General features: G+C 60.0%; 14 protein-coding genes, 1 tRNA gene and 1 pseudogene. 2 read left to right on the forward strand and 14 right to left on the reverse strand.

Translation table 11 applies throughout. The features are described 5' to 3' along the window. Positions 1–143 precede the first annotated feature (143 nt). From H0Z09_RS18475 to H0Z09_RS18490, 4 genes and pseudogenes are all read right to left on the reverse strand, one after another. Positions 144–323 (reverse strand): annotated as a pseudogene (locus H0Z09_RS18475) (IS4 family transposase); the annotation flags it as partial. Between the two features lie 222 nt (positions 324–545). Next, on the reverse strand, positions 546–770 hold the full coding sequence (locus H0Z09_RS18480; protein ID WP_186692198.1) for a hypothetical protein: 225 nt from the start codon (positions 768–770) through the stop codon (positions 546–548). Between the two features lie 142 nt (positions 771–912). Next, positions 913–8,706 carry a DUF637 domain-containing protein gene (locus tag H0Z09_RS18485; RefSeq protein ID WP_238340271.1) on the reverse strand — a complete coding sequence of 2,598 codons (7,794 nt, stop codon included), beginning with the start codon at positions 8,704–8,706 and terminating at the stop codon, positions 913–915. Between the two features lie 32 nt (positions 8,707–8,738). Next, entirely contained in the window at positions 8,739–10,460 is a 1,722-nt protein-coding gene (locus H0Z09_RS18490; RefSeq protein ID WP_186692201.1) for a ShlB/FhaC/HecB family hemolysin secretion/activation protein, read from the reverse strand. A 163-nt stretch (positions 10,461–10,623) separates the two neighbouring features. On the opposite strand from H0Z09_RS18490, the gene H0Z09_RS18495 reads away from it, so the two are divergent. Then, entirely contained in the window at positions 10,624–11,160 is a 537-nt protein-coding gene (locus H0Z09_RS18495; protein WP_186692209.1) for a sterol desaturase family protein, read from the forward strand. Here the strand turns inward: H0Z09_RS18495 and H0Z09_RS18500 are convergent. The 5 genes from H0Z09_RS18500 to fni are packed head-to-tail and all read right to left on the reverse strand — an operon-like array spanning position 11,042 to position 17,016. Continuing rightward, positions 11,042–12,040, reverse strand: a complete 999-nt coding sequence (locus tag H0Z09_RS18500) for a phytoene/squalene synthase family protein (protein ID WP_186692211.1) — start codon at positions 12,038–12,040, stop codon at positions 11,042–11,044. The genes H0Z09_RS18495 and H0Z09_RS18500 overlap by 119 nt on opposite strands. Then, positions 12,040–13,530: a phytoene desaturase gene (locus H0Z09_RS18505; RefSeq protein WP_186692213.1), complete on the reverse strand. Its 1,491-nt coding sequence runs from the start codon at positions 13,528–13,530 to the stop codon at positions 12,040–12,042. The genes H0Z09_RS18500 and H0Z09_RS18505 overlap by 1 nt, the downstream gene beginning before the upstream one ends. Beyond that, the gene (crtY, locus tag H0Z09_RS18510; RefSeq protein ID WP_186692215.1) at positions 13,527–14,693 is read right to left on the reverse strand and encodes a lycopene beta-cyclase CrtY; all 1,167 of its coding nucleotides are present in this window, start codon (positions 14,691–14,693) and stop codon (positions 13,527–13,529) included. Before crtY ends, H0Z09_RS18505 begins: the two co-directional genes overlap by 4 nt. Further along, a complete protein-coding gene (locus H0Z09_RS18515) occupies positions 14,690–15,964 on the reverse strand; it encodes a glycosyltransferase (RefSeq protein WP_186692217.1) in 1,275 nt (424 codons plus the stop codon). The genes crtY and H0Z09_RS18515 overlap by 4 nt, the downstream gene beginning before the upstream one ends. Beyond that, positions 15,961–17,016 (reverse strand): type 2 isopentenyl-diphosphate Delta-isomerase, encoded by a 1,056-nt coding sequence (gene fni, locus H0Z09_RS18520; RefSeq protein WP_186692219.1) that lies wholly within the window; start codon positions 17,014–17,016, stop codon positions 15,961–15,963. Before fni ends, H0Z09_RS18515 begins: the two co-directional genes overlap by 4 nt. Positions 17,017–17,230: 214 nt before the next feature. Here fni and H0Z09_RS18525 point away from each other — a divergent pair, with 214 nt between their 5' ends. Continuing rightward, the gene (locus H0Z09_RS18525) at positions 17,231–18,136 is read left to right on the forward strand and encodes a polyprenyl synthetase family protein (protein ID WP_186692221.1); all 906 of its coding nucleotides are present in this window, start codon (positions 17,231–17,233) and stop codon (positions 18,134–18,136) included. On the opposite strand, the gene H0Z09_RS18530 is transcribed toward H0Z09_RS18525, so the two are convergent. From H0Z09_RS18530 to H0Z09_RS18550, 5 genes are all read right to left on the reverse strand, one after another. Continuing rightward, positions 18,137–18,604 (reverse strand): hypothetical protein, encoded by a 468-nt coding sequence (locus H0Z09_RS18530; protein WP_186692399.1) that lies wholly within the window; start codon positions 18,602–18,604, stop codon positions 18,137–18,139. It lies immediately after the preceding gene. Positions 18,605–18,695: 91 nt separating this feature from the next. Beyond that, entirely contained in the window at positions 18,696–18,995 is a 300-nt protein-coding gene (locus H0Z09_RS18535; protein WP_186692223.1) for a hypothetical protein, read from the reverse strand. 100 nt (positions 18,996–19,095) lie between these two features. Next, complete coding sequence (locus tag H0Z09_RS18540) at positions 19,096–19,908, reverse strand: DUF1206 domain-containing protein (RefSeq protein WP_186692225.1); 813 nt, start codon at positions 19,906–19,908, stop codon at positions 19,096–19,098. A 162-nt stretch (positions 19,909–20,070) separates the two neighbouring features. Beyond that, positions 20,071–20,146 (reverse strand) — tRNA-Asn (locus H0Z09_RS18545). Positions 20,147–20,206: 60 nt separating this feature from the next. Then, entirely contained in the window at positions 20,207–21,103 is an 897-nt protein-coding gene (locus tag H0Z09_RS18550; protein WP_186692227.1) for a LysR family transcriptional regulator, read from the reverse strand. Positions 21,104–21,147: the final 44 nt, after the last annotated feature.

A 21,147-nucleotide genomic window follows, 5' to 3' on the forward strand; every position in this document is an offset into this window, starting at 1 on the left:
GCATACATGCGTCACGTCAGGAAAGTTAGTCGTGTTGGGTTTGCTTGTCAAAACGTGACAAAGCAATGACTTGTAGGAAAAGGAGGCGCCCGCAGTCAGCTACCGCGTCATCTCCAATATGTATCTGACCCAGCCGACTTTCACATCGACAGGGTCTCGGTCGGTGTGAACAACCGTTGACGATGCTTGGGCATCACAGGCTCGACACGCTGCAGCAGCTCTGGGTCGGCGAGCAACTTGAAGAATGCTGGAGCACTGCTGTTTTTGGCGTGCTGATGAATGCGCTGCTGTTGATGATTGAGGATTTGACGTCTACGATTCACGCGGGCTGTGTCCTTGTTCTATTGGTGTGTGTTCGAAACTATCACCGTAGACCAAGGCCAGCCTTTTTCAATTTTTTTAAGCAGGATCAGTGGGTTACCTGTTAAGTAAGTGCCATTCGGGACAGAAGTATTTTTTTAGGCGCAAATAAGCTCTCTCCTTAGAAAAATGCCGCCTAGCAATGAATAAAATAAATCTGTCCCCATTTCCCTGCAAAGGAACAATCAGACTTTACATACTAAACCAGCACCCACCGTAGCTAGCGCAAAATCGTTTTGCTCGGGAATGAAAAACTCAACCTCATAGGCCGAGGGCTGATCAGCACTGCCATACACAATAACAATTGTGCCTTCGGCCCCTTCGGGTATAAAGACTTCATCTCCAATAACTATTTTAGCTTCCACCCCTTCCCGGAGAAGAACGACATCATTTTCGCGAAATATATTCATTTTTTTGCCGGAATTCCTGTTACAAGGCGAACAGTACCTGAGCCGTCTTTCAAAAATACGAAAGGTACATCAATGGTTCTCCCATTAGTCCCGACAATAGGGATTTTCTGCTCAAACGTCTGACCATATTGAGTTATTTTTGTCACCACGGCCTTCGCTTCATTAAATTGAATCTGCGACGCCAATCCCTCCCAATTATTCTTATCAAAGCCAAGAGCCTGCTGAAACCAAGTGGCTTTGGTTTGGTTCTGAGGGTGCCCTGCATCAAGTAGGTACCCCTGCAATTTACTCTGCAGGTTAGCAGTATCAAAGCCAGCGTCAATTGCCCCCCAGGTGCTTTTGCACCAGCCTCCTTTACCGGGTGTGCATACGGCATGCCAGCCTCAGCATCCGGCGAGACAGTCGAGGTGTATGGCGCCTTTCCTGTGCCCGTCCCTTTTGCACCGCTACCACCTTTCGCCGCATTGATCGCCGCGACAGTCACTACGACACCCGCCACAAACGCTGCAGCACGCTCCGGCGTGATGCTAAATTTCCGAACGAGAACGTCAGCTACTGCTTCCGCCGTGTGCCCTGCAGTTACACCTGCCAATTCATTCTGAAAGCCATAATTTTCCGCGATCAACAGGTTAAGCACTCTCGCCACGGCAGGAGAAGCACTGTCGGCAATGGCCCTGAATCGAGCTGAATCCGCCTCGGCTTCCGCGACTAGCATTGAGACCTTGGCACACATTTGTGGATTGTTACCGCAGTCAATAAGGGCCTGAGCAGTCTGCTTCATGCTCAGATCGTGATATTTCGCATAAGCATTTTCCGCACATATCGTCTCGTTACCGCAGCCCAAAAGCTCTTTAGAAGCCCGCTCCAGATCCGAATGGCTCAAATAGTTATACTGCGTGGCGTTTGCTGTGATGTTGGCCGCGAGTTCCGGATCGCCCCCGGTGACCACCGCAGCCAGAACCCCCAGCAACTGCGACATTGCCAACAGATTGACCTGTGCCTGCTGATTGCCAGGCAGATTCGGGTTGTAGTTATCTGGCAGCACCAACTCTGCGAGGTATTGCACCAAGGCTTCGTTGGCACCGCCTGCCAATGCGCCCGTCTGGAAGTCGCCTCCCATGGCCATCGACTTCAGGCCACCGAGCAAAGCGTGGGCCGCAATTTTGGTGGGGCTGCCGTCGACTAGATTAATTTCACCGATCTGATTGGCAGCCACGGCTCCGGCAATATTGATTACAGCACCCAACAAATTGTTGGCAAAATTATCGCCCAAACTGCCGCCGTTGATCGCAGTCTGGACCAACGTATCTGCCCCGGTTTTGAGAACGACCTGGCCTGCGCTGTTCCAATCGAAACCCAACTTTGTCGGGTCATATCCAAGGGTGCCAGCGATCCCGCCCATAAGGCCGGAGACGACGTACCCTTTCATTGCATCTTTGCTGGTGATGTCTTTGAACGTGCTGGAAAGATTACCTTTGTTACTGATCATGCTATTGGCAGCGTTGTTCATCACGGCGGCCAACACGGTGTTTGCGAATCCAGCAGTAAACGTGCCTGCTGATGCCCCTACCAACCCGGCGCCCAGGCCTGCGCCACCTGTAACAACCGCCAGCGCAATCGCCAAGATAACTTGAGCCGCAGGCCCAAGGCCGGAATGGGAATATTTGAAGCTGGTATGGATTTCTTCGACCCGGCGCCAATCCACATCCCCACGCTTCTCCGCCTCCGCCAGCCACGCCAATTGCGGGTCGGCGGCAACCATGGTTTCGATTACCTGGTGGACGGTCTGCTGGTTGACCTGTTTGATATCGATTTTCAAGCCATCAACGGCTTTGATGACCAACTCGCCTTGAGCAATCATCTGAGTTTGACGCACGGTCTCGTCGGTATGCCCCTTACCCGACATTGAGGTCCAGGCCATGCTGTTGTTCGATTTCTCGTGCGTCTCTTGATGCAGGTCCTTCACTGCTTCAAAGGTTATCGAGCCGCCACTGTCCAGGGTCAAGTCCTTGCCACTGTTGAGCTTGGCCACCTGGTACCGCTGATCCCCCCCACTGACCAATGACAGATCGCCCCCGGTCGTGATCTCACTCCCAATGTTCTTAACATCGGTGACTTCATCACGCTGGGTCTTCTTGCTGCCCCAACTGCCCTTCTTTTTTTCATCAAACAGCGAGTAGTCGCTGTTCTGCGCAGCCAGCAACTGAAGCTTATCCCTGGCAGCCAGGTAGGCTTCGTCACCCGCCGCGATACGGCTGGCGACCAGCGTCAGATTTTTGCCCGCATCCAGGTCTATATTGCCGCCGGCTGTAATCTCGGATTTGACTTGGCTGACATGATCTTCCTGAATTTTCAGCTTCTTGCTCTTGTACAAGAAGTGTTGTTCATCAGCGGCCGAACTGATGGTGATGTTCTCGGCCGCAGCCATGTCAATATCGCGCTTGGCATCGATCTGGCTGGCGACGACGTTGAGATCACTCCCGGCTTTTACCGATATGTCTCGCCCGGAGCTGACATTCGCGCTGTACTGAGTGGTGCTGCTGTTGCGGTTAACGCCGCGATCCAGACTATTGGTGGTCTGCGCGGAGACTATGTTGACGTCACGGCCGGCGTTAAGAACCACGTCACGACCGCCCTGCAGTGAGCCGCCGATGTTATTAATATCGCGCCCTGCCGAAATGCTCAGGTCGTTGACGGCCTCGACTCGAGCTGCGCTGTTTGCGTAGTCGTTACGGACCTGATCTTTTCCATAAGCAATCTGCGACGTCGTAACCGTACGCTCATTAACCACATCGCCCGTAACCGACGTTAACGCCACATCCTTACCGGCGATGATGGCACCCGCCCTGTTGGTCAGGTCTTTATTGGCCAGCAGATCAAGACGACCACCCGCTTGCATCAACCCACTGTTTACCAACTCCTGCCCCGCCACTGCGGACAAGTTACTGGTGGCCTTCAACGTGCCAACATTCTCAAGGTTCCGACCGGCGATAACAGTCACCTCGGCCCCCTGAATCAACGCCCCATTCGGCGCCAACCGGTTATTGGCCTGTGCCATATACAACACCGGCACCAGCACCTTCTCGCCGTTCACCTCATGCTCTTCAAGCCAAACAATATCGTGCGTCAGCGCCGCAACTTGCTGCGAGGTCAGGGTCACACCTACCGCCAGGTTGAGCTGCTCCTTGCTGGCGATAGCGTTGTTCATCAGGTATTTGAACTGATCCTCGTTGGAGGTCTGCCCGGCGATAAACGCTTGGCCGGTGCGAGCGACGACGGCTTGCTGCACCAGGCGTTGTTCGTAGAGCCCGTCGCCGAGACGCTTGGCGCTGGTGTCCGGGTCGTAGCCAAGACGTGTGAGCAGGTAATCCGAGCTCATGAATTGCTTGAGGTCGGTCAGCGCCGGGTTGGTTTCGATCAGGTATTTCGGCGGCTTCAGCGGCGTTATGCTGTTCGGCAGGCCTTGCACACCCGCGATGTGGCTGGCTGCCGCGCTCGCGCTGTCCTGGGCGTTGAGCCGGAACAAGCCGTTCTGCCCCGCCGGCAGGCTGAACCCTGGCAACGCGGTCGGATCGACTTGCAGTTGGGCCAGGTCCGGCGGCAACTGGCGGTTGAGCAGGACGGTTGAGGGTTGGGTCACGCTGAAAACGTTGGTATTGGCGGAGCGCTCATCGACGCTGGAGCTGGTCTTTTGAACCACGATGCTGCGGATGTCATTGGCGGCGGTCAGTTTCGACGCGCCACCCGCCTGGATAATCGCGGGCGCAACAGCTTTGCCGTCGGCCTGGACGATCACGGGGTCGTTGATGCCGTAAAACAGGTTCGGATCAAACCTCGCGACCAGTTGACCAAACGCCACAGGGTCGAACGGGCCAGAGCGTGGATGCTTCTGGTCATAGGCACTCACGGCACTCATCAACCCGTAGAAGTTCTGGCTGGTTACCCAGTTACCGGCCCCCACCTCATGACCCGATGTGCCGGAGGCAGAGAGGGCCGCCTTATTGGTCAGGTTGGTACTGGTGATGGTCAGGTCATTGGTGGCTGACAACAGGCTGTACTGATTGAGCGCGGTTGTGCTGTTGATCGTCAGGTTGCGCCCGGCCGCCAGGGTGGCCATGGGTGAGTCTTCACTCACCGTGCTTTCAACCGTTTTGTAAATGAATACCGGACCACGCACATCCGGGCCGTTCGGGCCGCGGCAATGCTGCACACAGGAGATGGTCATGAAGCCGCCGGTAACCACTTGCTCCATGTTGAATCTGTCACGCTGGTTGACGAAATTCGTGACGGCGATGTCGATGTCGCCACCTGCTTCGATGCTGCCGGAGCTGTTCTCCAGGCTTTGCGCTGAGCTGCCTGGCGTCGTTCCCGACACCATCAGGTTGCCGAGCGCATAGATGTCGGCGTAGCGGTTTTTGAGGCTACCCGCTTGGAGGCCCATTTTCCGGCCGCTGAAGATGAAGCCTCGGCTACCGTCTTGCGCCTGGTCGTTAAGCAGGGTTTGAGCAATGAGGGTGAGGTCTTGCGACGCCGCCAAGGCACCATAGTTGGCGAGGCCTGCGGCGGTCACGGTCATATCGCCGCCGGACGTCAGTCGACCGTAGTTGTTCAACTGGCCTGTGACAGTGATATCTGTCTTACCACCGCCCTTGATGCTGGCAACGCTGTTCAAGTCGAGCCGGGCAGCGCCCATGCTCAGCTCCGCCAGGCTCACCACTTGGCCGCTGCCTGAGTAAGCACCGCTCAGCTTGAGGCTCAGCGTACCGTCACTGCCGATCACGCCATCGTTGGCCCAGGTCCCCCCCGTCCCGACAAAGGCCGTCGACGCCAGTAATTGGCCCGTGGCCGTCTGTGTGAAGTCCTTCACGTTGACGTTGAGCGTGCCGGCCTGGATCACCCCGCTGTTGGTCCAGCTGTCGGCATCCAACGTCAGTTCGCCGCCCGTGACAAAGCTGCCGCCGGCGTTCATCACGGCAGTGCTCGACACGCCAAAATTGCCTTTGCCGGTATGCCGAACGCTGCCTCCGGTGTTGAGCACGCGAGCCGCCGCCAGGCTGATGTCGTTGTTCGCCGTTTCCAGCAGGCCGCGCTGGTTGTCCAGTAGCCCACCGATCTGGAAGCGGGTGATACCGCTGGCGCCGAGCGCCCGTAGTTTGCCGGTGTGGTTGTCGATGCTGGCAGCGGTGATATCGAGGGTGCTGTCGCTTTCGACTATGCCCAGGCGATTATTGAGGTCACCGTCGAGGGTCAGGTCGATCTGTTGGCCGCTGATCTGGCCGCCCTTGTCGCCGCTGTTGTCGAGATTGTTGGCCGTGATAATGACGCGTTGCTTGGCGTAGAGGCCACCGTCGCGGTTATCGAAATCGGCGGCTTTGGTGTCGATCAGGGCATCGCCGTTTTGCGCAGCGATGCGTCCGCCGTTGTTGTTGATACCTGCCAGCGCGCGCAAATCAAGCGCGCTCGCCTGGACCGTGCCGCCTTTGCCGTCGAGGTCGTATCCGTTCTTGAGCACGCCAACAAGGCGCGCGGTGAAGGCGTTTTTCAGGCTGGACAGTGTGCCGCCACGGTTATCCACATTGTCGGCGGTAACGCTCAGTTCGCCGTCCTGGGCGATGATTTTGCCGTCGAGGTTGTCGACACCACCGTCGGTTTCTAGCACCAGCGCCGTTTGGCTTTGCAGCGTGCCTTTACTGTTCTCCACGCTGGCGGCATGCAGGTTGAGGTTTGCGTTCTTGCTATAGATCAGGCCGTCGTTGTCATTCTGCACCTTGCCGGTGGCCGTCAACAGCAGTTGACCGTTGGCGGCGACCGTGCCGCCGTTACGGTTATCCAGGCCACCGATGAGCAGCGTCATCATGCTCTGGCTGGCGAGCTGACCGCCCTGGTTATCGACCTGATCGGCTCGCTTGAGCAACAGGTCCCCCACACTGGCGACTGTGCCCTTGGTGTTGGTCAGGGTGCCCAGCAGATCAAGGGTCGCCTCTGCGTTGGTCGCGAAGCTACCGGAGGTATTGTCCACATCGGTGCCGGTGACGGTCAGGCCGAGTTGTGAACTAACGGTGCCGCTAGCATTTCGCAGCGTCGTAGCCGCAATGCCCAACGACTCGCCGCTGTCGATCTGCCCCTTGTCGCTGTTATCCAATGTGTCGTTGACGATAAGGATCTGCGCACCGCCGCTGGAGAGGCTGCCCGTGCGGTTATCGATATTGGCCGCCTCGACCGTCAGCGCCTTCTGGCTGACCAGTGCGCCTCCCTTGCTGTTGTCCAGGTCCCCCGTGAGCTTGACGTCGATAGCGCCGTTGAGGCTGGACAGCTTGCCGCCATCGCTGTTGTCGAGTTTGCCACCCGTGACTTCAACGCCCTGTAACCCGGAGATAAGGCCCAGTTGATTGAGTAACTGCTCGGCGTTGATGCTCAGCGTTTGTTCACTGATCAGGCTGCCGCTGCCACTGTTGTCGACCTTGCCGCCCACGACGCTGATGCCGGCCTTGCTGGAGATTTCACCGCCACGGTTATTCAGGTCTGCGCTGACAATGCGCAGGCCGCCCTGGCTATAAATCTTGCCTTGGCTGTTAAGTAGCGTGTCGGCGTTGATACGCGTCCTGTCAGCGCTCAGGACCCTGCCGCCGTCGCGGTTATCCAGCGTACCGGCGGTAATTTTCGTGACGCGTTGCGCGCTCAGTGTGCCGCCACTGTTATCCAGGGTCTGGCTGACCGCTCCACGCACATCGCGGCTCGCAACCAGGGTGCCGTTGTTGCGCATGCCTTGCGCACGAAACTTGATATCGCCCGTGGTATTGCGCGTGTTATCCACGTTCACGCCCGCTTCGACGATAGCGTTGTTGGTCAATTGTCCCTGGCTGCCAAGCTTGATCAGGTCCCGCGCGGCGATGTTTTGCTGGATGGCCAGTGCATCGCGGGTTTGTATGTCGACGCTAGCCGCGTAGACCGTGCCTTGCATATCGGCACTCGCGGCCTTGACCGCCATTGCACCCTCGGCGGCGACTTGTGCAACAGTCAAGTCGCCATTGGCATCGATCTGGATATCGCCCGCGCTGGCGGCCATCTTGCCGTCGAGCTTTACCCCGACCCCGGCTTCGCTGCTGACCAACTTGATCGCCCCGGCGTACATCCCGCCCAGTGCCGAAGAATCGATGGCCAGTTGCGGCTTGGTCGCCGGATCGGAGGCGCGAGCGGTAGCCTTCAACGTCTTGGCGTCGACATCATTGGTGCCTGCAATGATCGCCAGATTTTTGGCCTGAATTTCGGCATTGATCCTGGCCGACCGCGCGATAATTTCGAAGCTGTCGACGTTGTTGGCATTCAGGCCGGCGCCTTCGATGGACACGCTGCCTTGATCGACCTGATAGCGGCTGACCTGGCCGTTTTCAATCACCGCTTTACCGGTGGTCAACGTGGCGTGCGGGGTGTTGATAAAGCCGCAGCCGTTACACGTAATCCCGTACGGGTTGGCCACGATCACGTGCGCCGACTGCCCCGCCACTTCGGTAAAACCGCGCAACTGGCTGGGGCTGCCGCCGTTCACCTCGTTGAGGATCACATTGGCGGCGTTGCCTTTGAGGTTCGGGTTGCCGAGGATAATCCCGCCCAGTTGCGTGGACTGCGTGCGGCCTGTCGCGTTGTTGAGGATCACGCCCTGCTGGCCGACGTTGTAGTCACTGAACTGGTTATACGACAGCCCGCTGCCATTGGGCGCCGCGATGTTGACGATCGGCACGCCGTTGCCCGCCTGGCCCAGACTGGTGCCGGGCGCGCTGACCACAATCCCGTCCGCCTGCGCCAGCAACGGCTGCCAGAACATCGCGTTGGCCAGCACCAACGCCAACCCACGTTTGGGCAGGCCCAAAAAGCTGGAACGGGTTTTCACGGCTGCAGAAGGTTGGCGCGCAAGGAAGGCGAACTGGCGAACGTCCATGTCAGGTCTCGATGCCCGAAGGCGGTAAAAATTTAAAGGAAGAAATCCAGGCGGAAATAAACCGGCGCTTCACGTTCAGTGATCGGCCCCGGTCGTTCCAAAGAGTGCGCAAAGGTCACTGTGGCGGCGACGTTCTGGCCGCGTGCGAACAGGTCCACGGAGTTGCTGGTCATGCGCCCGTGCTGTTCGGCGTTGTAGCGGTCGCCGCGGATCACGCCCTGGTCGTAACCGAGGCTGGTGCCGTATTCGGTGAACACCGGTTGCAGCCAGGCCCAGGTCACCGGGCGGCTCCAGCGCAGGTCGTTGCGCCAGTAGCCGCCGCTGTCGCCGGACAGGCTCTGGTCCCGGTAGCCGCGAATCGACGACTGCCCGCCCAGGCTCATGCGCTGGGGGCTGAACAGCACGTCTTCGCTGCGCTGGCCGGTCATGAGGCTGCTGAAACTGAACGACTCGCCCCACAGCTTGAACGGGTACAGGTAGCTCAAGGTGGCGGTGTATTTGCGGTAGCGCGCATCGGCCTGGCCAGGGCGTGGGTTGTGGTTGGCCTGGGCGTCGAAGGCGCCGATGCCGTCCTGCATGCCCAGGTCGATGTTGAGGAACGAGCCACCGATGCGGCGGCCATGGTTGATGCCGAACTGGGCTTCGCTGAGGCGGTTGCTGCTCAGGGCGAGCTTGCTGTCTTCGATGAAATTGTTGGTGCGCAGGGTGGCCACACCGGTGCTGAGGGAAGTTTTGCTCAGGGCGTCGCGGTGAATCACGCGTTCCAGGCGCAGTTGGTGGTTCTGGCTGTCGCCCGATTGCTTGAAGTTGAAACCGCTGGCCTGGGCCAGGGAACGGTATTCGGTTTCGCTGTAGCTGTAATTGAGGTTCCACCAGCCGAAGGGCAGGTTGTAATTGAGCATCGAGTTGCGCGAGGTTTTCTGGTGATCGCTGACCGCATCGTGACCTCCGCGTAAGGAGAGCTGGTCGGCCAGGCCCAGCGGGTTATCCCAATCGAAGCTGGCGCCCCACTGCTGCTCACCGGTGCTGCGCTGGCCACCGTTGTGGCGGGACAAGCCGACGCGCCACGGTTTTTGCGGGGTGTTTTTCACCAGCACTTCGCTGCCGCCGACGGCCTTGCCGGGAGCCAGTTCCATCTGCGCCTGGTTTGATGGCAGACGGTTCAACTGGTCGACCATCTGCTCGATCTCGCGCAGGTTGAGCAGGTCGCCCGGTTTACCTGGGAAACTCATGGCCAGTTGACGGTCGGTGATGCCGCTGCCTTCGGCGCCCTTCAGCCCTTCCAGACGGCCTTCCACCACTTGCACCTTGAGGTTGCCGCTGGCGAGGTTCTGTTGCGGCAAGTAGGCGCGGCTGGTGACCAGGCCTTTGGCCAGGTAGTGGTCGGTGATGACTTTAAGTAGGTCATTGAGCTGCGGCACGCCGAGGCATTGGCCGATATAAGGTTTGAGCAGGCCGGTGCGCTCGGATTCGGACAGGGCGTCGGCGCCGGTGAGCTCGATGGTATTGATCGCGAAGCAGCGGGTGTCGGCGGGTGCCGCTGGCTTGGTTGGAGTAGCAGCTTTGCCGGGCAGATCCTTGAGGTCGTCGAGGCGGCGTTGTTGCTCTTCGAGCAGGCGGTCCTGGCGGTCACGGATCAGGTCGGTCATGCCCGGCGTGTTCTGCGGGGTCGCGGCTTGCGCCATGCCTGCTGCGCCAAGGCAAATAAAAGCGGATAACAGGCCGAGTCTGGTTCGACGTACCGTACGCCACATTTCTAGATCCCTCTATATGGCACCGTGCCATCAATGGGCGGCGATCATAGTAGTGGCGATATAGTGGCATCCATTAAATGTAGAATTCTGTACCATGAGCACATACTCAGAACGTTGCGCACTGAAACGAGTCTGAACAGCTGACTTATCATGAGTGAATCAAATGATATTCAACGCTCTGGTGTTCCTGACCACGCTGATCGGCATGGAAGGCTTCGCGTTCGTCGCCCATAAGTACGTGATGCACGGATGGGGTTGGGGGTGGCATCGTTCTCACCATGAACCCCGCACGGGATGGTTCGAGAAGAATGATCTGTATGCGGTGGTGTTCGCGCTGTTCGCCATCGTGCTGATTGCCCTCGGCAACCAGGGCGTGCACCCGCTTGAGTGGATCGGCGCAGGCATGACGGCGTACGGTTTTCTGTACTTCCTCGCCCACGACGGCCTGGTGCACAAGCGCTGGCCGTTACGGTACGTGCCGAGAAACGGCTATCTGAAGCGCCTTTACCAGGCGCATCGGATGCACCACGCCGTTCCCGGCAAGGCCGGGTGCGTCTCTTTCGGTTTTTTGTACGCGCCGTCTATTTCGACACTTCGGCGCCAGCTTCGCGCGCTGCATGGCGGCCCGTTGGAAAAGCGTGACGGGGACGCTGCCAAAAATCAGCGGGTCGATCCGGCCAGCGGCGGCCACGGGACTTGATGGCGCGCCAGAGCCCCGCCAGCACCAGGCGGAGCTTATCGAGCTTGGAGGTCGAGACGCGCGTGTCCCAGGCCTTGCTGCCGCGCTGCTTGACCTTGATACCGATCTCCCGGTAAACCCCGCTGGCCGTCGCCACTGCCCAGGCCGAGCGCCACGGCAAGGCGGTCAAACCCGCTTCGGCGCTGACGTAGAAAGGCTCCGCCCTGTCGACAAGGCGCTGCGCCAGTACGGCCAGGGCTGCTCGATACTCAGGCTCGGCCAGGTGCTGCTGCGGTATTGCGAATTCGTCCAGCCACTCTCGCGGCAGATAGCAGCGGCCCATGCCTGCGTCCTCGACGATGTCCCGGGCGATGTTGGTCAATTGAAAGCCCATACCCAGGTCACACGCGCGGTCCAGGGTCTGTTCGTCGCTCACGCCCATGACTTGCGCCATCATCAGCCCGACCACGCCGGCAACGTGGTAGCAGTAGTCCAGCGTGTCCTCGATGCGCTGATAGTGGCGTTGTTGAACGTCCATCGCGAACCCGGACAGATGTTCCAACGCATACGTCTCGTGCAGGCGATGACGGATCACCACTTCGCGAAACGCCGCGAACGCCTCGGTCTCGACGGGCTGGCCGGCGAATACCGCGTGCGTCTGGGCAATCAGCGCGGCGAGCCGCTGATTGACGTCGTCCTGCCCAACGGGCGTTGCTGAATGGCCCGCCTCCTGGCCATCGATCACGTCGTCGCAATGTCGACACCAGGCATACAGCATCACGGCGCTGCGACGCGTGGCCGGGTCGAACAGCCGCGACGCCGCCGCGAAACTCTTGGAGCCGACGGCGATGCTTCGGGTCGCATGGTCGAGCAGCGTCTGATCATCACCTTGAATAGCCATCACTGGTGCAGGTCCTCCAGCATCAATCCCGCAGTGGCTTTGGCGGAACCAATCACGCCAGGCACGCCGGCGCCCGGATGGGTGCCCGCGCCGACCAGGTAGACATTGCAAAGTTTGGCGTCACGGTTGTGCGGGCGGAACCAGGCGCTTTGGGTGAGGATGGGCTCGAGGGAAAATGCAGAGCCCAAGTGCGCGTTCAGTTCGTGTTGAAAATCCGTCGGCGTGAAGATACGACAGGTGACCAGATCCTCGCGCAGCCCTGGTATGTAGTGCTTTTCGAGGTAGTCGAAAATCCGATCCCGATAGCGCGGCCCTTCGACGTCCCAATCAATCGGCGCATTGCCCAAGTGCGGCACGGGGGACAGCACGTAGTGGCTGGAGCAGCCCGGTGGTGCAAGGCTTGGGTCTGTGATGCAGGGTGCATGCAGGTACAGCGAAAAATCCTCGGCCAGTGCCTTGCCCTTGAAGATCTCCTGGATCAGCGCGCGATAACGCGGACCGAAGCACACGGTGTGGTGCTGCAACTGAGGCTGCGGGCGCTTGAGCCCGAAGTGAATCACAAACAGCGAGTTGCTGAAGCGCTTGCCCTTGAGGCGAGTGCTTTCCTGCGCTCCTCGGGGATGAGCGCCCAGCAACCGGGCATAGGTGTGCACCACATCCGCGTTGGAGGCGACGCAGTCGGCGTGGAATTGTCGTCCGTCCTCAAGGCGCACACCGGTGGCGCGGTCATTGGCCACCTCAATGCTGGACACGTCGGCATTGAGTTCAACGCGCCCGCCGATGTCCTCAAACAGCCTGACCAGCCCGTTCACCAACGCGCCGGTACCGCCGCGGGGAAACCACACGCCCCACTCGCGCTCAAGCGCATGAATGAGCGTATAGATCGACGACGTGGCAAACGGATTGCCGCCCACCAGCAGCGAGTGAAACGAGAACGCCTGGCGCAGCCTCTCGTCTTCGATAAAGCTCGATACCTTGGCGTACACGCTGCGCCAGGCCTGCAGCCGGGCAAGTTGCGGCCCGGCCTGGATCATGTCGCGAAACGACAGGAACGGCACCGCGCCCAGCTTCAGATAGCCCTCGTGGAACACTGCCTTGGAGTACGCCAGGAAGCGTTGATAGCCTGCCACGTCACGTGGGTTGAACTGGGCGATCTGACGATCCAGCGCCGCCTGGTCGTTGGCGTAATCAAACCGCGAGCCATCCTCCCAACACAGCTGGTAGAACGGCGCCACGGGAAGCAACTCGACGTAGTCGGCCATCCTTCGACCGGCAGCCGTGAACAGCGCCTCGATCGCCGTCGGGTCGGTGATCACCGTCGGGCCCGCGTCGAAGGTGAACCCTTCATCGTGATACACGTAAGCGCGGCCGCCGGGCTTGTCGCGTTTTTCCAACAAGGTCGTTTGTACGCCGGCAGCCTGGAGCCGGATTGCCAAGGCAAGCCCGCCAAATCCGGCGCCAATCACGATGGCCTTTTTTTCGTCGGTCATTCTCGATTCTCGTAGTGTCTGGGCAGGTAACGGCGCATCGCGTGCAAGGCTTCGATGACCGGCACGGGCGGGCTGCCGGAGACCACCCGCAGTTTGTCTGCAACGCTGCTGTTGCCGGCGTAAAAGCGGCTGATCAAGCCTTCGGGAAGGCCATAGAAACGCTGCATCACCCGCCACCGGTCCTCAGGTTGCCCGGCCAGAAACAGCATGCGATTGAGCAGGCGGTAGAAGCGCTGGCGGCGCCAGGCCTGATGGGCGAAGGCTCGTATGCTTTTATCGAGCGCGTGCGCATTCAGGTCGCGTTGTTGTGCAATCCTGTCAGCCAGGCGCACGGCATGGGGCAACGAGTAGCCGGTGGTGCAGTGGAATAAACCGGCGCGCAGGCCGGATAGCGGCTGTCCGTTCGCTTCACGCCAGAACTGCGTGAAATCGCCCGCCAGGGTGATGGGCAACACGCCCTCCTCTTCACGCAGGCAGGCGGCGACGCTCCAGCCTTGCTCGCTGACATAGTCGGCGATGTGGGCGCGAAGCTGGTCGGCGGACAAGGCCTGGCGATCCACGTAATGAGTGTCTTCAATCAACAGCGTGTCCGCGCTGAACGGCAGCACATACACGAAACGATAGCCCTGCCCCTGGGCCACTCGAGCGTCCATGATGATCGGTGCTTCGAGGCCATGGGGTGCGTGCAATTGCAGCAGTTGGCCGAGAAATGCCTGGCGCCCGAGCACCATCTGCTCACTCTCCCGCACGCCACGGCCGTCGATGACCGCCTGGGCCGCAAGCGTCTCGCCGGTGGCGAGGGTGACTGACTGCGGTGTCACCTGTGTAAGGCGCTGGCCAGTGCGCAGGTTGTCACCGAGCGCGGCCTGGATCACCTCGGCAAAACGCTCGGAAGTGATGCTGGCGTACCCGGAAGAAAGACGCCGCGACCGCGCCGGGAAATGCACGTCGTAGCATGGCCAACGGCGCACCACCAACGGTTCGATCCACTGATGCTGGGGCGGGCTCAGGTCACCGTCATGGAACGACCAGGTGTGATTGCCGCCAATGCTGGCTTGCTCTTCGATGCACAGCACGTTCAATTCAGGCCGCAGTTGCTTGAGTCGCCAGGCGATCAAGCCATTGGCCAGACCGCCGCCGGCCAATATCAAGTCGTAGGTCATGGCAAGGTCTCCGCGCAGACGGGCCTGCCGGTGCGCACAACCGTTTCGATGATATCGGCCGCCCGTTGCGTGCCGCCCGCCTGGTCCAATTGTGCCGCCAGCCGGTGCAAAGGTTTGAGGGGATGGTCGAGCAGCCGAGCCAACGCGTCATGAATCCTCGGTGCGCGCGCGCGCCGGCTCAGGTTCAGGCCCACGCCGGCGTGGCTGACCCGCGCAGCCACGCCCGGTTGATCAAAACCAATGGGCATGACCAACACCGGTGTGCGGGCCTTGATCGCGTCCATCACCGTGTTCAGGCCGCCATGGGTGACCACCGCATCCGCCTTGTCGAGGACCCACTGTTGCGGCGCAAAATCCACGACCCAGGTTGCCCCGCCGCGCTTGAGGCGTGCTTGCTGCGCAGGGTCCAGGCCGCCGCAATGGGCGACCATTAATTGCGCGTCGAGCCGTGCGCAGGCCTTGGCGATCTGGCGGAACATATCCATGCGTCCACCTTGCAAGGTGCCCAGGCTGGCGAAGATAAATGGGCGTGCAGGGTCGATGACCCACTCGCCTGGCGCCTGATGCTCGGGCGTTCGTAACGGGCCGACGGCGTGAAAGGTCGCAGGCAACTGCTGGCGCGGGAGGTCGAACCCGACAATCGTCTGGCTGATTTGCGCGTAAGGCGAAAGACACTGGTGAAGGGCATCGCGGGGCTCAATCGCAAACTCCCGGCAGGCCGCGCGGATCACGTCGCGCAACGGCTGCATCAACCAGTCATACACCCGCTGGCTGCCTTCGTAGAGGCGTCGGCTGCGCTCGTCCGTGCCATAGGCAAACGGCATGACGGCCAACGCAATGCCAGGCTCGCGGTTGACCGGCAGTGCACAGGCCACGGAAATGAACGGCACGTCCAACGCCTCCGCCACCAGGCCACCGGCGGCTTCCATCTGGTCGCACAGCAGCGCATCGATGCGGTTCTGAGTCAGCGCCTGGGGCAATTCACGGCACAGCATGCGGGTGGTCGCGCACAAATCGCGAATCACGCCACGCAGCCGCAGAGGATTGTTTGACGTCGCTGCCCGGCGTAACACGCCGGCGAGGCTGCCTGGCGGATGGCTCGCGGCGCCCAGGGTGTGAAACCCCACACGAGGGTCGGTGAGCCAGCGGCGCGCATCGGCCTGCTGAAAAAACGTGACGCGATGACCACGGTCGATCAACGCCGACGCCAACGCCTGGAACGCCTGGAAATGGCTATAGAACGCCGGCGCGACGACAGCGAAATGACTCATGGGCGCAGGGGCAATGAAGGGGTGGTGGATAACAGGCGAGCTCGCCGCAACGCTGCAAGGTTGGCCGAGCCGGTGCAGAAGCAGGCAATGCGCAGCTGCCTGATGACGATGTCGAAATGCTCGATGACCGCCGCCGTCGACAGGGTGGCCTCGCGCAGAACGCCTGCCGCCTGGCCAATCACATCGGCGCCCAGGCAGATGGCCTTGGCCGCGTCGACGCCGTTGCGGATGCCGCCAGAGGCAATCAAGGGCATGCCGGGCAATGCGCGCCGAACGTTTTGCAGGCTGGTGGCGGTCGGTATGCCCCAGCCGGCGAAGGCTTCGGCTACCCGTCGATCCTGCGGCCGCACGGCGCGGGCAGCTTCGACCGCGGCCCAACTCGTACCGCCCAGCCCCGCGATGTCGATAACCTGCACGCCGGCACCGGCCAGCGCCAACGCGACCTGCGCCGAGATCCCGGCACCGACCTCCTTCACCACAACAGGCACCCCGACGGTTTCCACGGTGCGCCGGATGGCCTCCAGCACCCCGCACCAATTGCGGTCGCCTTCGGCCTGCACCGCTTCCTGCAGCGGGTTGAGATGAATGATCAAGGCGTCGGCCTGCAGCGTGTCCACCGACCGGCGCGCCAGGTCGAGGCCATCGCGCTCCAGTAATTGCGCGGCGCCGATATTGCCCAGCAACGCAATGTCTGGCGCCAGACGGCGCAGCTCGCGGGTCAGGCCTTGGTCGTTGCCACTGCGCAGTCCCACCCGCTGCGAGCCGACGCCCATGGCGATGCCAAGCGCCTGGGCCGCCTCGGCCAGATGGCGGTTGATGGCAGTGGAACGCTCGGCGCCGCCCGTCATGGAACTGATCAGCAAGGGTGCGCGCAACGTTCTGCCGACCAGCCCGCCGCTCAAGTCGATGGCGTCGAGGTCCAGCTCAGGCAACGCACAGTGTTCAAATTGCAAGGCATCGAAGCCTGTGCCGATGCCGCTTGGGCAGGCGCTTGCGTTGAGCACGATGTCCAGGTGATCGTCCTTGCGTCTACTCAGATCGTTGTCACTCATTACAAGCCCCACATTGCTTGAATCATTTTGTGCTCGACACTGTCAGCTACTAAGATAACTTATACAAAGAAGTGATGAGCGCATAAGTTTTTTGCGGCTAAGACTGAGGCACCTCCGATGCCCAGTCGTTCCCAACTTTTAGCGTGGCAGCTCAAAGCCCCCCGTGCGGACGCCCATTCGCAACACATTCGCACCAGTAGAGGTAAATACATCGATGACCACGCAACCCGGCGCCATCCTCGATCTCGGTTTTACCGAGCGCCTTTCTCAGGTACGCGCATCCATCGAGAAGCGCCTGGATGAGTTACTGTCCGAAAGCCGCAACGAGCGCGACCTGGTGGCGCTCGCCATGCGCGAATCCACGTTGGCACCCGGCAAGCGCATGCGCCCTATCCTGCTGATCCTGATTGCCGACGGGCTTGGGCATAAAAGCGACTGCGCCCTGGACCTGGGCTGCGCGGTGGAGTTGATCCACGCCGCGTCGTTGGTACTCGACGACATGCCGTGCATGGACAACGCTTCGCTCAGGCGCGGCCGGCCAACCGTGCATTTGAAGTTCGGCGAGGACGTGGCGATCCTCACCGCAGTCGCGTTGCTGAGCCGCGCGTTTGGTGTGATTGCGTCCATCAGCGAATTGGCGCCCGCGATCAGGACCCAACTCGTCGAGTTGGCCGCCAACGCGGTGGGCATGAAGGGGCTGGTCAGTGGACAGTTTCAGGACCTGCGCGACGGCCAGCGATCCCGAAGCCCCGAGCAGATCGCCTTGACCAACACGCTCAAAACGGGGGTCTTGTTCGGCGCTATCGTGGACATGGCCTGGCTGATCAGCAACAGCGACGAACGCGTACGCGCGGTCTTGCAGAACTTTGCCCTCGAGTTGGGGCAGGCTTTCCAGATGTATGACGATCTGTGTGACAACTGCCCGGACAGCGGCAAGGACCAGGGCAAGGATGTGGGTAAGTCCACCTTCGTTTCCATCTACGGCGTGGACAAGGTCAGGGAGCAACTCTATACGCACCTGGCCAACGCCGAGCGCAACCTGCGTCAGGTCTTCGACGATGCCGACATGATTGCCGGCTTCATGGCGATGGTCTTCAAAAAAGCAACGATCACCCGCTGATCAAGGCTGTGGTCGCTGCGCAATGGCCTGCTTGAGCGCCGTGCCGTCGGTGAACCGTTGCTCCTGCACGACGGCGCCGCCCTTGAGCGTCAGCCATTGAACCGAATCACGGTCGCCCTTGTACTCACTGGCGACCCGGCCATCACGGTCCAGCAGGATCCGGTATTTGGCAGAACGCATCGCCGGCACAGCCACCATCTTGACCAGGGAAGGCATCTTTTCGATGTCTGCGACATAAATCATGTGACGCGCTTCGAGATAGCCGGCGGGTGAGTCTTCGATGGCGGCGTTTACCAGTTTCGCCGCCGCCATGCTGCGGGCCACCAGCAGCACCTGGGCATCATCGTCGAGGGTATAGGCTTTGTCATTCTGGTCGAGCAACGTCCACTTTTTGACCGGCACAATCGCGTCGTCCGCCAACGCGCTGAAGCATTGAAGCAATAGGGCCACGAGAACAAGACGTCGCATCATGGAAAACCTCGTTAACGAAAGGGATCCCTATACTAAGTCAGTGGTGCTCAATTCGTCTGGTCAATATCGCTCAAGCGCTCAGGAGTGACTATTGATGAGTGTCCGTCTCCTCAGCCGGATAAAACTCGCCCTCCTTCTCGATTTTTTTCAGCCGTTCGCGCACGATCAACTCAACGCTGGCCACTGCGGCCCGATCTTCAGGGTCGACTGACTGCAAACACAGGCGTTGAACATTCTGGTCGTGGGTGCCCTCACTGAGCATTTCGTGCGTGAAGACTTGTTCGCCACGCCATAGGCATAGCTGGGCATGAGTCCCGCCGAGCCATATCTCGTTGATTGATCCAAGGTCGGTGGTAGCCAGTTGATCCACGGTGATTATCTTGTCCATTGCGCTGTGCCTTACCAATGAGTGGATACAGGATGAGCCTGCTCTATTCCCCTAAGCGTGAGCGGCATGGATCCGAACTGGTGCGACGATTGCTGGCACGCTACGGTCTCGGTATTCCGGGCACATCCATATTGATCCTGCGCCAGAAGGCTTCAGCGAAGCTGTAAACCGAGAACGCAATCAGCCCTAATGCCATCACCATCAAAATCAACCAACCAGCTGGTAGATTTTGGAGCGCGTCCAGTGCTTCCTTCATACCAGGCGGATCCATGGCTTGATAAGTGGAGCCGCTGATTGCCAGCAGCACCGCAATCTCTAGAAACACGACTCCACGGGCAACCAGGCCGAATCGAGATACAGGACGGACATACTGCATGACGTCTTCATCGGCCTCAAAATATTTCTCGAACGACGCCTTTGCTCCCTTGATGATGTGAGCAATACCTACGCCCAGCGGAACGAGTGCGATCAGGTACACCATCAAATTCGAATGATCCCAAGACAAAACATGCGCCAGCCAGTCTTTGGCCTGCCCACTGGATTTACCCGAACTTCTAATGCCGCTAATGAGCAGGCTCAATGCAAAAAGCGCTAAAGCGCCGTTGACCATACCTCCCGCCAACAGACCTGCGCGAATCACCAGGCCTTTGAGTTCTTTGCCGTGATGATCGACATCACGCGTAGCTTGCAGGACGCGCCAAGCCGAAAATGCGAGCAGACCCGCCACCACAAGCCCAACTAAAAAATAGCCAAATGGTTGGCTTAGCAGTGCTTCCAGGCTCTTGTGGCTGTCTTTCGGTTTTGTCGAATCATGTGCTGCCAGCAGTGCGAAGATACCGATGATCAAATAAAGCACTCCCCGAGCGGCGTAGCCTCCCCGAGCAAGTATCACTAGGCTATTTTGCGCGGACATTCGATGTATTCCCCAGTTCTGATAAAGGAGCAGACCTCTCTCGCTGGGTTGGGTTCTATTTTAACGGCTTCATGCTGGCCACGCTGTGCGCTTTGATCCCCCCGAAAAATCCAAGGCAAAAAAAAGCCTGCATCGCTGCAGGCTTCTCTTTGTCTTGCTATCTGGCTCCACGACCTGGACTCGAACCAGGGACCCAGTGATTAACAGTCACTTGCTCTACCAACTGAGCTATCGCGGAATGCGCCGTATGTTACTGATTGAAAAGGAGAAGTCAAGCCTTCTCTGGCCCTGGCCGCGATTAAACCGGAGGGTCGGTTGAAATCGCCTGTCCCCTGGCCAGCTCCAGCCAGGCCAGGGCAGCGGGCGGCAGGTGGGCGTTGGCGCGCCAGGCCAGGGCGATGTGCCAGTCGGTGTGGGGTTCGTCCAAGGGTATCAGGGCGATGCCAGCGTGTTGATGCGTGTGCGCCAGCATGCGTGGCAGGAACGCGACGCCCAGGCCGGCGGCGACCAGGTCGACGATAAAGTCGATCTGCCCGCTGCGCGCGGTCACTTTTGGCGTGACGCCTTTGCGCTCGCAGGCGGCGAGGATCTTGGCGTTCAGGGCAAAGCCGGCTTCAAACAGGATGAAGGCTGAATCCGCCAGGTCGGTGAAGTCGATGCGCGCGCGTCCGGCCAGGGGATGATCGATGGGCAGTACAGCCATCAGCGGTTCATTGCGCACAGGTTGGTAGTCGAAGGCTTCGTCTGTCGGCAGCAGCAGCGCCGCCAGGTCGACCTCCCCTGCTTCCAGGCATTCACGCAATTTCTTGCTGCCGTATTCGGTGAGTTCGATGTCGATGTCCGGGTAGCGACTGCGGTAGGTGGCAAACATCGTTGCGAACAGCACGCCGCAGCCCACCGGCGGCAGGCCGATGCGCAGTACGCCGCGCTTGAGGCCGCGCAAGTCGTTGATCTCGGCGACCAGGTCGTTATGTTCGGCGAGCAGCACCAGGGCGCGGCGGTAGGCGATCTCGCCGGCGGCGGTGAGTTCGTTGCGGTGGCCAAGGCGATTGAGCAACGGCGTGCCCAGTTCGTCTTCGAGGGTCTTGACCGCCTTGCTCACCGTGGATTGAGTCAGGGCCACCACCTCGGCGGCCTGGGAGAAACCGCCCTGGCGCACCACTTCCACGAATGCCCTCAAGGTTCTCAGGTTCATCAGTATTCCTTTAGCGACTAATTGCCAGCGATAAAAGTTGTTTT

Origin of the sequence: Pseudomonas sp. SWRI18 (assembly GCF_014268345.1) — a bacterium.
Lineage (GTDB): Bacteria > Pseudomonadota > Gammaproteobacteria > Pseudomonadales > Pseudomonadaceae > Aquipseudomonas > Aquipseudomonas cedrina.